This is a genomic window from Paenibacillus marchantiophytorum (assembly GCF_014640555.1).
In the GTDB taxonomy this organism is placed as follows: domain Bacteria; phylum Bacillota; class Bacilli; order Paenibacillales; family NBRC-103111; genus Paenibacillus_E; species Paenibacillus_E marchantiophytorum.
In genome coordinates, this window is the sequence record NZ_BMHE01000002.1 from 77495 (window position 1) to 92689 (window position 15195).

Genomic DNA, 15195 nt, shown 5'->3' on the forward strand with positions numbered 1-15195 from the left:
AACTTAGGCTTAGGATTGATTGCCAGGTTCTAATAGTTCTGCTTTCCTGAAGTCGGTTGGTGTCACGCCAAAGTTTTTCTTGAACATTCGATAGAAGTAGGAACTATTCGTATACCCGATCTTCTCCGCAATCTCGGCAACAGAAAGGCCGGATTGTTTGAGCAGATCTTTGGCTCTGTCCATTCGCATTGTATTAATGACATCGACGATGGCATTCAGGGTGTTTTGCTTGTATACGCGACTAATATAGATAGGGGACATATCGAGTATATCTGCGATCCAGTTTAAGCATAAGTTGGGATTACCGCAATTCAGATCGATCATATCATTGATTTTGCGGATTAGATCGTCCTGTTTCATGCTCCGCTTTTCATCCAATCGCTTCTTGATTTCATCAAATGATTCAAAGAAAGCCGCTTCGATCTCTTCGATGGTTTCCAGCTTCGCTAGGGCCTGTCTGGACACCAGCAAAGAGCTGGGTATGTCGAGCGAATTGTTCTTGAGAATGGTATGCAGAACACCACTCAAAGTGATGGTCAGGCGTGATAAGGTAGCCTGGAACACACTGATGGGATAAGGCCTTGTTTCTTCGATGATGACAGCATAGATTTTCTTGGCTTCGGCAACTTTACCAGCCATCAATGCATCAACTAATCTCTTCTCTTTCTCCACGGTAAACAGATAATCGTCGGTTTCCGGGTACGGATGGTCTTGCGAAGCGATCAAGCAGCCTGCTCCGAGGAACAAGCGATGTTCAGAAGCTTCGACAATTTTACGGTACAGCGGTACGAGGTCCTGAGGCAGGGAACTTTGTGGACTGTAAGTAATGGACAAGCTGATTTTGAGCAACTCGTTAACCGCTTTCTGAATTTGTTTCAGTAAGGTTTGCAGCATGCTCTGATCCCCATCGCTGGGCACATTGTGGGCATTAATCAGCAAAACCGTACGATCATCGCCCATGTCGACTGTCTCCACCTGAAAGGCTTGAGAGGCAATCTCGGAGCTAATGTTCATAATTGCATATTTATAGACATGAAGATCATCCAGATGTTTTTGTAAAAAGGGCTGAAACCGATCGATTCGAAGCAAGATAATACGATAATCATGTCCGAAATCAAAGGAAATGCCGAGCTCGCTGCGTTTATCCCGCATCCATTTTGCCGTTAGTGGTTCATGGCCTTGGAGCAGCTTTCGCAGCATGTCTTGTTTTAAAGTGAACAAGGAGTTGCGTTTGTCAGATTCTAATGATTTCATCTTAGTGACAATACGATGGATGGGGATATAGAGCCTGCGAGATAGCAGCCAGGAGATGAACAAACCGACAACAAGAATAGAAACTCCGATATAAATGGTTGTCGTCCGGATCGCATTTAACTTCCGTGTTATGATTTCGTAAGGTGTAAACCGAATGTACCGCCATTCAAGTGAGTCGGGAGCTGTATATGAAATTAAGGATTTCATACCTCCAACCGTGCCAATAAAGTAGCCGGCGTTCTTCGTACTCATGATTTGTTGCGTTATGGCTGATTCAGGGGTTAGCGTCACGCTTGGATTGAGTGGATCTCCGCTAAGCGTTCTTCCTTTATTGTCGAGGATAAAGGAGTTGCTAGCCTCTGTTCCTCGATATTTACCGATATCTTTATTAATCCAATCGGTTGTGATATTGACGATAATGGCAGAATTCAGTTCATTGTCATTTCCGATGGCATCATAGCAGAGATATGTGTAGATATTACTTCTTTTCGAACCAGAAGCATCCTTCAAATAGGTCCGTGGAATCGGCACAAAAGGTTTATACTCTTGGAAATGCTGTAGAATCTCCAAAATATCTTGGTCCACCAATTCTTCTTTGGTCATTAATCCGTTCTGCCCTGAACTGGCTGCGATATACACATAGGGGGCTTTAGGGTTGTAGACATAAATGGAAGCAATATAAGGCATAGAATTCAAATAATTGCTCAGTTCTCTCATGGCCGCTGTTGTATCATAAATATCCGGATTTTCATAAAACATAAGCTTGCTGATATTACCGTTTCGATACATTTGGAATGTAAGCGATTGTGCGCTCTCCGTCATGGAAATCACTTCGCGGCTCGTTTGAGTTAAATTCTCCAAGTCGGATTGATACACTTCGTTCAAATTAATAGTCCTATAATTGACGTAATAAATGGTGGAGGATACGAGAAGTGTAAGAACCGTACAAAGAATTGTACTTAGCAGAAGCTTGATATACAGATTGCGATTGTCTCCCATAAGCTTACCATTCACAGGCGTGCCTCCCCTACGGACTAACGGATACAGTGACTCCAATTATCACTACCATATCACCCTAATAGAAAGAGGCACAAGATGAAATCATCCAACATGTATGAACATATCTAACTATTCAGATTGACAGTGCGCGATTTTTTATATACATTTGAAGCAAATCGATTGTTCACAATATGACTGGGAAAGGAAACGAATGTGATGAGCAGCAGTGAGTTTTTAAAATTGGAAAATCAGCTGTGCTTTAGTTTATATGCCAGCTCAAGAGCGATCACTCGAATGTACCGTCCGGTTCTTGAGGATCTTGGGATTACGTATCCGCAGTACTTGGTCATGCTTGTTCTTTGGGATCAAAAGGAAAGTACAGTGAAAGAACTGAGCGAGAAGCTGGATCTGGATTCTGGCACGCTAACGCCGATGCTTAAACGGATGGAAGCGCAGCAGTTGGTGCAAAGAAAAAGATCGGCCCAGGACGAACGGGTCGTGAATATTCAAATTACGGAAGCGGGTCTTGCGCTGTATGAGAAGGCGCTATGCATCCCGGAAGCGCTGCTTTCTTCCAGCGGACTGTCACCGGAGGAAATCTTTAATTTCAATGAACAGTTGAAAAACATCCTAAACAGCGTAAACGCATTTAAATAAGGAGTGATTCCTCCGTGCCTAGACTTATAATCAGAGGCGAGGACCTGCAATGAATTATTTCTTCTATATCCTGGTGAATAATATCGTTCCCATCAGCATTATGATTGCCATTGGCGCGGTGATGTACCGTGCCTTTCAAATTGACATTAAGACGCTCTCCAAGCTTAACTTTTATGTATTCTCGCCTGCGTTAGTGTTTGTGAAGCTGTATGAGTCCGAAATGAACTTACATGTGCTGATGCAGGTACTGTTGTTTTTTGTGCTTTTCTTCAGTCTTCTTTTCGCGTTGATCGAGGTCTACATCCGGCTGAAAAAGATGCACCGCGGCATGCGCATTGCCATGCGCAACAGTGTGATTTTCTACAACAGCGCCAACTATGCCTTGCCGCTCAATCAAACCGTTTTCGGCGGGAATGCGTATACGTTATCGATTCAGATCGTCATTATGATTATGCAGACGCTGATCCCCAACACCTATGGCATCTACACCTTAAACGCACATAAATCAACTTGGAAAGCGACCCTGCGTACGATTCTGTCCCTACCCGTGATTTATGCCATACCCATTGCGCTTCTGCTGCGCTATTTTCATTTGCCTGTCCCGCAATCCATTGATATTCCTTTGAATTACATTTCCAATGCCTTCATGGCGACGGCGCTTCTAACTTTAGGGGTTCAACTCGGCGGCATGAAATGGGAATTTCACTTCTCCAATGTGCTTGTTTCCAACATTCTGAGGCTTGCTGCCGGACCGCTGCTTGGTTTTCTCGTTGTTTGGATACTAGGGATCGAGGGTCTTACGGCCAAAGCATTGATCCTCTCCTGCGCGGTGCCTACCTCACTGAGCAGTGTGCTTCTAGCCATTGAATATGAGAATGAACCTGAGTTTTCTTCCCAGGCTGTGTTTACCTCCACGTTGTTTAGTATGTTTACCATCCCTGTCGTCATCTATTTGTTAGGTTTTATGTGAACATTCTGGGGAATCCTGAAACTAGCAGGAGTTTCGACAATTTTCGGCGAACAGATTACATGATCGTTTATTACTAATTAAGGGGGTATTTACAAATGCGTTACCAATTCTGCCAGTATGTGACCATCGTAGACATGAATGAAGAGATTTTATCCGAAGTATTATTTGAACATGGGGTATTCGAATCCAATGCGTTGTCTATTGGCTCATCCGTGGTCATCTACCAGCTAGGACTTAAACAATTCGATGTCGTCTATGATAAAAGAGAAGGTAAAACCGTTCGCAGTAAAGTCGTAGATATTGAGATCAATCTAATCACACAGCCAACGGAAACTCGAGTCTACATAGAACCTGTTCGATTGATTGTTGGTCAACATGATATAGGTGAAGTCGAATGAAACTTTTTTTATTGCTGGGCAGCCTGAATGCCTTTCTTTCAGTTGCTCTAGGTGCATTCGGCGCGCATTCGTTGAAACAAAAGCTGACGCCGGACCAGCTGGACGTATTCCAAACCGGTGTTCATTATCACATGATTCATGCGATCGCGCTGATCCTGATTGCTTTACTGTCGGATAAGCTAGTGAACAGCAGCTCTTTGGTCCAGGCATCGGGTTGGGCTATTTTTATCGGTATTATCCTGTTCTCGGGCAGCCTGTATGCCTTGAGCATAACAGGTCTCAAAATTTTCGGTCCTATTACCCCGCTTGGCGGCCTGAGCTTTCTGGTGGGCTGGGTCTTACTGGCCGTTGCCGCGTTCAAACAATAAGAGAAGAGTCGGGACAATCCGACTCTTTTTCTTCGATTTGTGCCTTCTAAGCAGGAAAAAGCACGTATCGTGTAGAAAGTACTGAGCGACGGATACTCATTCTTCCTTAATTGAAAGGATGTAGCGCATGGCTAATTTCAAGGGGAACCATTCAGGATCGGGTAAGCCAAGAACTTCGGAATCTAAGCTACTCTCAAGCCATGAGCTATTTCATCATTCATTTGATTGTGCGGATATGGCAATGTCCATTGTCAATTTGGATGGCAAGCTGCACATGGTAAATTCATCGTTATGTCAGTTATTCGGATATGCGAAGGAAGCGTTGATCGGAGTAAATGTACAGACATTATTCTATACGGATGATGTGGAAGTCGATGCTCAGTACTGGGAGCAAATCTTTCTTAAAGAGCGCCAATCATTTCAAGTGGAAAAACGTTTTATTCATCAGGACGGTTCAGTCATATGGGGCAGTCTATCGGTTTCCTTGGTTCACGATGATGAAGCTACTCCGATTTGTCTAATGATCCAAATTCAAGATATTTCTGAACGGAAACGTTATGAACGCAAGCTAGAGATGAGTAAATGCTGCTATGAATCCCTCGTTACATATAATCCGGATATGATCTTTATGCTGGATGAGCTGGGAAATCTCGTTGAGGCCAATCCTGCTGTGGAAGCGATCTCTGGGTATTCAGAAGAGGAAATCAAGGGGAAATCGATCCATTTTTTGATTGTTCCGGCGTATTTGCCACAGCTCAAGGAGCTGTTTGAGCAAGCGAAGCAAGGTGTCACCGGCAGTTCAGAAGCACAGATTCTACATAAACATGGTCACAAGATGATGATTGAAATTAAATTTGTACCTAGAATGGATCAGGAACATGTCAATGGCATCTATCTCATTGCCAAGGATGTAACCAAACGCAATCAGAATGAAGCCATAATTGACGAGTTGCATAACAAAAACCAACTCATTCTAGATGCTGTCTCCGATGGAATCTTCGGGATTGACGAGCATTTAGGAACAATCTTCTGGAACCAGGCTGCCGAACGGTTGACTGGCTACACCTATGAGGATATGTTAGGGAAGAATCCTTATCATATTTTGACCCAATCAAGTGGGGGAGAAGCCTTGTATCGCACGATTCGCGAAGGCGTCTATGATTGTGATGCGAATGAGATTTTCTACAAAAAAAATGGCGATTCATTCCCGGTTGAATATATGACTTCACCTATTTATGATGACAATCAAATTATCGGTGTTGTTCTGACCTTCAAAAACATAGCGGAGCGGCAGCATACGGAAGAAATGCTTCGCAGATCCGAGAAGCTATCGGTTGTGGGTCAAATTGCCGCAGGTGTTGCGCATGAAATTCGCAATCCGTTGACCTCGCTCAAGGGCTTCACGCAATTTCTGCAGCAAGGCGCTGCAAACAAAAAAGAATATTATGAGATTATGATGGCTGAATTAAATCGTATTGAATTAATTATTACTGAAATGCTGGTCTTGGCCAAGCCGCAATTGGTGCGCTATCAGCCTAAGAGTCTTGAAAGCATTATTCAAAGTGTCATTACCCTGCTCGAAACGCAGGCGATCATGAGCAATATTCAATTCGACGTTGTCATGGAACATCAGCTGCCGCTTATTCATTGTGAAGAGAATCAGTTGAAGCAATCATTTATTAATTTGATCAAAAATGCCATGGAAGCGATGCCTGATGGGGGACAAATTGATATTCACCTGTTTTTGGCGGATGAGAAAGCCGTACGGGTCATACTCAAAGACAGAGGAATAGGGATAACGGAAGAAGTACTTGCCCGGCTTGGAGAACCTTTCTACACAACGAAGGAAAAAGGGACCGGGCTTGGCATCATGACATCATCCAAAATTATTGAAGATCATCATGGCCAATTCGTCGTGAAGAGCAAAGTGGGAGAAGGAACAGTTGTCAGTGTGACGCTTCCTATCACCTAGAGTGAGCAGTAAGAGGAGGCTAATTTTTGTGAAAAACCGGCTCTATATTGGCGGATATATGTTACTTGTCATATTCGTTAGCCTTTACGTAAAGCCGTATGCTGCGTGGATTTGTGTACTTGCTTCCCTGTTGCTGCTGTTTGTACTGTTGCGAAAAAGGGGAAGTACTCATACATTCATAAATGGAATGCCACAGGATCATGCTTATCTGAATGTTCTCGATTCCTTATTTGAACACAATCCGAATGCGATCGGTATTTTTGATCAAGAGGGTAAATTCGTCCGCATTAATTTGGCCGCAGAAACGATTCTCGGATATGCCGTGACGGAACTGCTGGATCAACCTTTTATCAGCTTTGTCACACAAGAGCAGTGTGAGTCCACCTGGATTCAGTTGGAGCGTGTGAAAACAGGTATGCCTGTTACATTTGAAACAGCTGTGCTGCATAAAAGCGGCTATCGTGTTGATTTGAATGTAACAGCTGTTCCTGTTGATTTGAAGCCTAATGCCAAAGGGAATATATTGATTTGCCAGGATATCACAGAACGTAAGCGCGGCGATGAGCAAGTCCGCTATATGGCTTATTATGATGATATGACGGGACTGCCGAATCGTCGGATGTTCAGAGATCGCCTGAATGAACGGCTAAGCGTCACCAAGCCGCTAGGGCAAAAGGTCGCAGTTTTCTATTTGGACATTGACGGCTTCAAACTCGTGAATGACAGTTTCGGGCATGATTACGGCAACATGCTGCTGCTCCAATTAGCTGAACGTTTCACGCGAGTTGTTACCGAGAATGACTACTTGGCCCGGACGGAAGGCGATGAATTTGCCTTCTTCTATACGAACGTTGCGAATCCGAATGATGCCATTGCCGTTATTGCCGAAATCAACCGGGTACTGGAAAAGCCGTTTCTTCTTGAGCAATATGAGCTGCATATTACAGCAAGTATCGGAATCGCCATCTCCTCCGAGGATACCGAGAATGTAGAAGATGCGGATATGCTTATGAAATATGCGGATATCGCCTTAGCCAGAGCGAAGGAGAAAGGCCGCAACGATTTCCAAATCTTCAACACCGATATGAAATCGGTCTCCATTAACCGGCTTAAGCTCGAAAATGAGCTGCGCAAAGCGCTTGCAGGGAATGAGTTTATTTTATTCTATCAACCGCAGGTCGATATTGAAACAGGCCGTATCGTCGGCGTAGAAGCCTTGATTCGTTGGAACCATCCGGAGCGAGGCCTCGTTTCACCGAATCAGTTCATTCCTTTTGCTGAAGAATCCGGACTCATCGTACCGATCGGCGAATGGGTGCTGCGAGCTGCCTGCAAGCAAAACAAAGCTTGGCAAAAAGAGGGCTATCCGATGATGCCGATATCCGTGAATTTGTCTATGCGGCAGTTTTTCCAACATAATCTCAAAGGGAAAATTCGTCATGTTTTAGAACAAACGGGGCTGGAACCGCAATATCTGGAGCTTGAAATCACCGAAAGCATGACCATGGATGTTGACCACGCCATTCAATCCTTGCTGGAGCTCAAAGAGCTGGGTGTCAATGTCAGCATTGATGATTTCGGAACAGGTTATAGTTCGCTCTATTACCTCAAGAAATTCCCGATCGATAAACTCAAAATTGATCGCTCCTTCGTGCGGGACATCATGGTAGATCCCAATGATGCGGCCATCGTTGCTACGATCATCGCCATGACGCATCACTTGAACTTAAAAGTGATTGCTGAAGGCGTAGAGACCGAAGAGCAGCTGAACTTCTTGCATCAGAACCGCTGCAATGAAGTGCAAGGCTACTGGTTTAGTCCTCCTGTTAGTGCAACTGATCTCGAATATATGCTTAAACATGGCATGACTACCGCATAAAAAGAGGGTGTTCCTTGAACGTTCAAGGACACCCTCTTCTTTATTAAAAAGCGACATAATCGTCGATTTCGTTTAATTTGAACAAATACACCTTTTTTTCATCCACGTGATAGACCGTTACATTTTGATTGCTGTTATCATAATTCAAGATCCGGCAGGGGAGGTTGAGCTTAATCCCTTGTGCTTTGATGACCGTCAAACGAATCAACGTATTATTGGCTTTGTAGCCTTCCAACTGATTGATGATATCTTCAGCAGCTTCGTGGTTGGCCGTTATTTTGGCGGCAGCTGCAGGGGCTGTTTTTGGTGTTTCTACTGCCTTTTTACCTGTATGTGGCGGAGGCTCGTTCTCTTTTTTGGTGTTTAATGCAATCAATTTGCCTAGTTCGATGCCTTTAACAATATTGTAATCTTTCACAGTATCGACGTTCAGCAGACGAAGCAGCTTTTCCATGGCAAGGCCATTCGTGGCATCTTCAATCAGAATCTCAACTGTGAACAAGTGTCCATTCGGACTTGTATTTATTTTTCCCTGACTCATATGGCCTCCTTGCGGCAAAAAAATGCTCGTATTCTAACTATATCATGATATTCTACCCAAATATAGCTTGCTTTTCGCAGGGTTTCGGAAAAATTGTTGGAGAGATGGGTGGTTTTGGGTTTGGTCATATGATTCTTTATGTATATTTTGGAAACTTTTTACTTTAATTTAAGTATAACTAATATGGAAATATAACCAAAAGAATGAAGGGATGAAGCATCGATGAAAGTTTCAAATGATAAGGGGAAGTATACACTATTTTCAGTATTGGCAGGAATCCTTATGGTTATTGCTTGGTTAGTTTCCCCTGTGCAAGCAGCAGAGAATAAACCGGACTCTTCTTCAACTTTAACTAAACCAATCAAGGTCTCTTCCGGGCATCAATCAAACGGTTTATTAGATGATCAAGGCCACATTTGGTATTGGGGGGGATTATACAAACAATTCAAAGAAAAGGCAACACTCATCTCGGGCAACCCGGAAAAAATAGCAGGGTTAGACAGCGTTGTAGACATTTCTCTTGGCTCCCATTATGGTTGGGCCGTAAAAAAAGATGGCACAGTTTGGATTTGGGGAAGGGGTACGAGTTATTATGAGGATGGAGTTGATGGATCTTTCATGGAAATGCCTCTTCGTATTCCGCTAATGTCTAACGTTACCAAAGTTTCAGTTGCGGATGGTTTAAGTGCTGCTTTGACCAGTGATGGGAAGGTTTGGGTAGAGTGGGTCTATCCCCTAGCACCAAACTTTAAAGAAGCAATTGGAAAAGGGGCTGCTCCTCAACTTCTTGCAGGTGTAGATCATGTAATTGATATTTCAGCCACTAATAGTTTGGGGATAACCTTCGTAAAGGAGGATGGTACGGTTTGGAACTGGAATGATCCTGAATATGGACTAACCAATTTAGGAACAGGTCGTGTCACACCCAAACAAATTACAGGCTTGAAGGAAATTGTGAAACTAGCACCTGGAACAAGCGCACAGCATCAACTTGCTTTGAAAAAAGATGGGACCGTCTGGGCCTGGGGGAATCGAATTGCTGAAAAAAAAAATAAACAAACGAATGTTCCTTTTCAAGTCGCTGGGCTATCAGGAGTTTCTGAACTTACGGTTGGAGATGAGACAGATTTAGCATTGAAACAAGACGGGTCTGTTTGGTCTTGGGGGTGTAAGGAATTATTAAGATCCGATGATGCTTGCATCTTTAATGTTCCCAAACAAGTTGAAGGATTAATAGATATTGCTTCTATTGGTGCAGGGGCAAAACATAGCACTGCTATCAAAAGAGATGGCACACTATGGTCTTGGGGGGACAACCGTTTTGGGCAATTAGGTGATGGCACACTCAATTCAAGCTCAGTTCCGATTGAAATAAAGCTTCCAGGCGTTGAGTACGCGAAGCAACCATCGACTTTGAATGTAGTTGTCAATGGAAAAACGATTGCTTTAGATGGTTCACCGGCCTACATAGATGCTGCTACCAATTTGACCTATGTTCCTTTGCGATTTGTTTCTGAAGCATTGGGGGCTAAGGTCGAATGGACCTCTAATAGTTTGCCTATAAAAGCTTCGGTTATGAAGCCTAAAGTCCATGAAGTTATAATTAGACTTAATGAGAAGACTGCTAGTATTGATGGTAAGAACGTTGTAATCGAGGGTGCTCCATTGTTAGTAAATGGTTATTCTATGGTACCTCTTCGCGTTATTAGCGAAGGACTTGGAGCGAATGTGAGCTGGATTTCGGAGAGCCGAACTGTGAATATTAGCATGGGGGATTCTTCTACACAATAGTTACAAAAGCGCTCAGAATGATCTCTGAGCGTCTTTTTTTGTGTATAATTTTATTGGGTGGCCTTGAGCCACATCTCATAGAAACTGAGTTTAGGTATGGGATAACTGCAAGCATTAAAGAAGAAGTGATAAGTAGACTGATGATGTAATCCAAATAAGGATTGTAGTTCTGTGTGAGAGTATATGAAAAATGGAAATGGAGGAGCCATAAATGCAGGCTATCAATCTTTATGTAGACGATCTTCGTGATTGTCCGGATGGATTTGTTTTGGCTCGTACATACGAGGCTGCAATTCAAATTATTGAGACGAATGAAATCAATATTCTCACGTTGGATCATGATTTAGGTGAAGATCAAGAAGGCAAAGAACTTCCAAACGGGTATGATCTTGTAAAATATTTTTGTGAGCATGGATTAAAAGCAAATAAGATTTACTTACACACTGATAATCCAGTAGGAAGAAACAATATGTACGAGACGCTTATTGCAGCTCAACGAAGAGGGTTTATAAGTGGAGAAATCGAGATATATCATTATCCAATCACAAAGAATAAGTATTCTGGTGGTTAATAAAGGAGTCCGGTTGTGAGATCTGATGTCAAAATCCGTACACTTTCATTATTAATAGTTTTAATAATTTCAATATTTCCACTTGTCTTAAACTCGATATATCTCTTTATAACTGATAACGTTACAGAGCGTAGTTCTGATTTTCAATTTATTTATAGTATTATATGGGAAATATTTTCATTGGGAATACTTTACTTCGTCTTGAAAAATCAGAAGAGAGATTTTAAAACTATAGGTTTTGAGTTTCGGAAAACTGATCTATTACATGGAATCATTCTCTTTTTTGGAATCTATATGATATTAATAATTGCTCTTGCGATTTCTCCGAATTTTGGTCAGACACCTAAAAATATTGATTTTATAAAAACAAATGTATCCATTTTCTACTTGCTGTTTATTATTATTAATCCATTTTTTGAAGAACTAATTGTTAGAGCATACACCATAACTGAAGCAAAGTATTTGCTTAAAAATGAAGAAGTTTCAGTATTAATAAGTACATTGATCCAAACATCATACCATCTATATCAGGGATTAATCCCTGCCTTGTATGCAGGAATTATGTTCTTTGTTTTTTCCATATATTTCGTGAAGAGTAGGAGGATTGTCCCTGTTATTATAGTACACTTATTCTTTGACTTCATGGCTATGTTTGAATTAGGTACATGATATGAGCATTCCGACCAAGGACGACCAACCCAAACCTTTTTTACACCGAACTAGCAGGGGGCGCATATACTACCGTAAGACTGCGAAGAGGAGCTGTGCAGAGCATGATGCGCGTAGAACCCATTCTCCTTGAAGGACATACAGCCATTGCCATAGAGGTAAAGCTGCCCAAAACAACACTGCTGGTCATAACGACGGATAAAGGCTATATCATGTGCGGGGCTCTTGATGTCGGGCTGCTCAATGAACGCTTGCGAGACAGAAACATTGTGGCAGCAAGAGCGACAGGTGTCCGCACGATTGAGGAGCTGCTGGATGCACCGCTGGAATCGGTAACCTATACGGCCGAGGATTTGGGTATTGTAGCCGGTATGACGGGTAGAGAAGCTATTTTGAAAATGATGTAGAGGGTTGCTTGCGAATAGGATAGGATGACGTCGGGATCAGAGATCTCGGCGTTTTTGGTTTTTGGGTGAGCTAATAGTGCCGTAACCATGGGTGATTCAGACAAAAGTCTCCTCGCTTTTTGTGCACATACATAAAAATACGCAGACGGAGCAATTTCCTGCATTTTCCTGCCGAAAATACGGGGGATGGGCGTTGTTATTTTATTGACCAAGTGTTAAAATATGATTCGTCCAATACATAGCATGGGGGGAAATATGATGAAAAAATTAATGATGATTGTTTTGGCTGTCGGATTAGCGGCAACATTAGCGGGTTGTGGCTCCAAGGATAGTGGCGGCACGAAGTATAAATTTGCGACAGATGCAGCCTATGCGCCAATGGAATATATGGATAAAGACAAGATGACCGGTTTCGATATCGATTTTCTGGCGGAAGTGATGAAGGAAGCAGGGCTTTCCTACGATGTGACGAACACAGGTTGGGACACGATGCTGACGAGTGTGAAACAAGGAAAGGAATATCAAGGCGGAATTTCCAGCGTTTCCATTACAGATGAGCGGAAGCAATCGTATGATTATTCCATTCCTTATTTTGAATCGAAGAACATGATTCTTGTCAAAGAAGGCAGCCCGATCAAAAACGCGACTGACTTGAAAGACAAGAAAGTGGCTGTGCAAATTTCTACAACGGCGGATACGCTGATGACGAAAATCCTGGGTGAAACGAATAAATCGTTGAAACGTCTGGACAATAATACGCTAGCGCTGCTGGAGCTTGAAAACAACGGTGTAGACGCAGTAGTTGCGGACATTGCAATCGTTCGTGAATATATTAAAAATAATCCGAACAAGAAATTAGTTTCGATTGCAGATCCTACGAATTTTGAATCCGAATACTATGGTATTCTGCTGCCAAAAGGCAGTGAGCTAAAAGCTAAGATTGATCCGGCCATTAAAAAGGTGATCGAAAACGGTGCCTATACGAAAGTGTACAAAAAATGGTTCGGTCAAGACCCAGACACGAAGAAATTACTTGAACAAAAATAATAAGGTCAACAGCATGCGTGACTTCAACCTTACGCATGCTGTTGTTCTGTTACTGGCATAATAACCAAGGAAAGGAAGTGTAGGATGGATTTTCGGTTCGATATCATTCTCGATTACTTGCCGTTGTTGATGAAGGGCACGCTTTGGACGATAGGAATTTCCATACTGTCCATATTAATGGGTTCGGTATTGGGGCTTGCGGTTGGTTTAAGCAAAATGTCGCCCCGCGGCTATTTGCGCTGGCCGGCGAGCATGTATGTTAACTTTTTCCGCGGTACACCCTTGCTTGTTCAAATCTTGCTCGTTCACTTCGGCGTTGTCCCGTTATTCTTAGGAACGACCAATGCAATCATTGCTTCTATTGTTGCTTTATCTTTGAATTCAGCAGGCTATATGGCGGAAATTTTCCGGGCGGGCATTCAGTCGATTGACAAAGGGCAGACGGAGGCGGCGCATTCTCTTGGCATGACGCATTTCCAGACGATGAAATCGGTTATTCTACCGCAAGCGATTAAGCGGATGATCCCTCCTTTTGGCAATGAGTTCATCGTGTTGATCAAAGATTCTTCCTTGTTCGCGGTCATTGCCGCACCGGAATTGATGTATTGGTCCAATGCCATGCGCAGCCAATATTTTAAAGTGTGGGAGCCTTATCTCACGGCTGCGCTTATTTATTTCATTCTCACTTACTCGCTAAGCAAGCTGCTTAGTTATATCGAAAGGAGAGTGTAGTGAAATGTCAGCGATGATCGAAGTTAAGAATCTGAAGAAATCCTTCGGCGATAATGTCGTTTTAAAGGATATCAGTGCTGAAATACAGAACCAAGAGGTTCTCGTTGTAATTGGACCTTCGGGATCAGGGAAATCAACGTTTCTTCGATGTTTGAATCTGTTGGAGCAGCCGGATAGCGGTCATATTTTGATCGAAGGCAAAGATATTATGGACCCGCTGAACAAAATTAATGAGATCCGCATGGAGCTCGGCATGGTGTTCCAGCGGTTTCATTTGTTCCCGCATATGAAAGTCATCGATAATATCACATTAGCACCGATGCAAGTGAGAAAATGGCCGGAAGATAAAGCGCGTAAGAAAGCTTTGGAACTGCTGGACAAAGTAGGTTTGGCGGATAAAGCGAATGCGCTGCCAGACTCACTGTCAGGTGGTCAAGCGCAGCGTGTAGCGATTGCGCGCGCACTCGCGATGGAGCCTAAGATTATGTTGTTCGATGAACCTACATCCGCGCTTGATCCAGAAATGGTCGGCGAAGTGCTCGCCGTGATGAAGCAGCTTGCCAAAGAAGGGATGACCATGGTCGTGGTTACCCATGAAATGGGCTTCGCCCGCGAGGTTGGCGACCGGGTTATGTTTATGGAACAAGGCGTGATTGTCGAGGTGGGCAAACCGGCTCAAATCTTTGAGAGTGCCCAGCAGGAACGAACGAAATCATTTTTGTCTAAAGTGTTGTAGGGATTTTCTGAATAACGACTTCTAATCGTTTAGCAAAAAAGGGCTGTCTCTTAGGTTGCAAGACCTTGAAGACAGCCCTTTGCTGTCTCACAAATAACAGTCTTCAGGGGCTCCTATATGCACGAAAGATGCCCCTTTTCCACGAATAGGAGTCTTTGGAGACTCTTAACGTAAGTGAAATACACAAAAACTCCCCCACAGGAA

At 43.1% G+C, this 15195-nt stretch carries 15 protein-coding genes; 13 read left to right on the forward strand and 2 right to left on the reverse strand.

From position 1 onward, the window contains the following. Positions 1-9 precede the first annotated feature (9 nt). Entirely contained in the window at positions 10-2268 is a 2259-nt protein-coding gene (locus IEY34_RS02715) for an AraC family transcriptional regulator (RefSeq protein WP_229757439.1), read from the reverse strand. 201 nt (positions 2269-2469) lie between these two features. Between IEY34_RS02715 and IEY34_RS02720 the strand changes: the two genes are divergently transcribed. From IEY34_RS02720 to IEY34_RS02745, 6 genes are all read left to right on the forward strand, one after another. After that, positions 2470-2910, forward strand: a complete 441-nt coding sequence (locus IEY34_RS02720) for a MarR family winged helix-turn-helix transcriptional regulator (RefSeq protein WP_308422975.1) — start codon at positions 2470-2472, stop codon at positions 2908-2910. Between the two features lie 49 nt (positions 2911-2959). After that, a complete protein-coding gene (locus tag IEY34_RS02725) occupies positions 2960-3880 on the forward strand; it encodes an AEC family transporter (RefSeq protein WP_189007232.1) in 921 nt (306 codons plus the stop codon). A gap of 95 nt (positions 3881-3975) precedes the next feature. Beyond that, positions 3976-4278 carry a hypothetical protein gene (locus tag IEY34_RS02730; RefSeq protein WP_189007235.1) on the forward strand — a complete coding sequence of 101 codons (303 nt, stop codon included), beginning with the start codon at positions 3976-3978 and terminating at the stop codon, positions 4276-4278. Continuing rightward, entirely contained in the window at positions 4275-4646 is a 372-nt protein-coding gene (locus tag IEY34_RS02735; protein ID WP_189007238.1) for a DUF423 domain-containing protein, read from the forward strand. Before IEY34_RS02730 ends, IEY34_RS02735 begins: the two co-directional genes overlap by 4 nt. 127 nt (positions 4647-4773) lie before the next feature. After that, complete coding sequence (locus IEY34_RS02740; RefSeq protein WP_189007241.1) at positions 4774-6618, forward strand: PAS domain S-box protein; 1845 nt, start codon at positions 4774-4776, stop codon at positions 6616-6618. A gap of 28 nt (positions 6619-6646) precedes the next feature. Further along, positions 6647-8497 carry a sensor domain-containing protein gene (locus IEY34_RS02745; protein ID WP_229757441.1) on the forward strand — a complete coding sequence of 617 codons (1851 nt, stop codon included), beginning with the start codon at positions 6647-6649 and terminating at the stop codon, positions 8495-8497. A 43-nt stretch (positions 8498-8540) separates the two neighbouring features. On the opposite strand, the gene IEY34_RS02750 is transcribed toward IEY34_RS02745, so the two are convergent. Beyond that, positions 8541-9038: a hypothetical protein gene (locus IEY34_RS02750; protein ID WP_229757442.1), complete on the reverse strand. Its 498-nt coding sequence runs from the start codon at positions 9036-9038 to the stop codon at positions 8541-8543. Positions 9039-9260: 222 nt separating this feature from the next. Between IEY34_RS02750 and IEY34_RS02755 the strand changes: the two genes are divergently transcribed. The 7 genes from IEY34_RS02755 (at position 9261) to IEY34_RS02785 (ending at position 14991) form a co-directional block, all read left to right on the forward strand. Further along, entirely contained in the window at positions 9261-10829 is a 1569-nt protein-coding gene (locus IEY34_RS02755; RefSeq protein ID WP_189007243.1) for a stalk domain-containing protein, read from the forward strand. Positions 10830-11040: 211 nt separating this feature from the next. After that, positions 11041-11400, forward strand: a complete 360-nt coding sequence (locus tag IEY34_RS02760; protein ID WP_189007246.1) for a cyclic-phosphate processing receiver domain-containing protein — start codon at positions 11041-11043, stop codon at positions 11398-11400. Positions 11401-11415: 15 nt separating this feature from the next. Continuing rightward, positions 11416-12069 carry a CPBP family intramembrane glutamic endopeptidase gene (locus IEY34_RS02765; RefSeq protein ID WP_189007248.1) on the forward strand — a complete coding sequence of 218 codons (654 nt, stop codon included), beginning with the start codon at positions 11416-11418 and terminating at the stop codon, positions 12067-12069. Positions 12070-12173: 104 nt separating this feature from the next. Beyond that, on the forward strand, positions 12174-12476 hold the full coding sequence (locus IEY34_RS02770; protein WP_189007250.1) for a YunC family protein: 303 nt from the start codon (positions 12174-12176) through the stop codon (positions 12474-12476). 255 nt (positions 12477-12731) lie between these two features. Continuing rightward, positions 12732-13523, forward strand: a complete 792-nt coding sequence (locus tag IEY34_RS02775) for a basic amino acid ABC transporter substrate-binding protein (protein ID WP_189007252.1) — start codon at positions 12732-12734, stop codon at positions 13521-13523. An 84-nt stretch (positions 13524-13607) separates the two neighbouring features. After that, complete coding sequence (locus IEY34_RS02780) at positions 13608-14255, forward strand: amino acid ABC transporter permease (RefSeq protein ID WP_189007253.1); 648 nt, start codon at positions 13608-13610, stop codon at positions 14253-14255. 13 nt (positions 14256-14268) lie between these two features. Then, entirely contained in the window at positions 14269-14991 is a 723-nt protein-coding gene (locus IEY34_RS02785) for an amino acid ABC transporter ATP-binding protein (RefSeq protein ID WP_189007946.1), read from the forward strand. Positions 14992-15195: the final 204 nt, after the last annotated feature.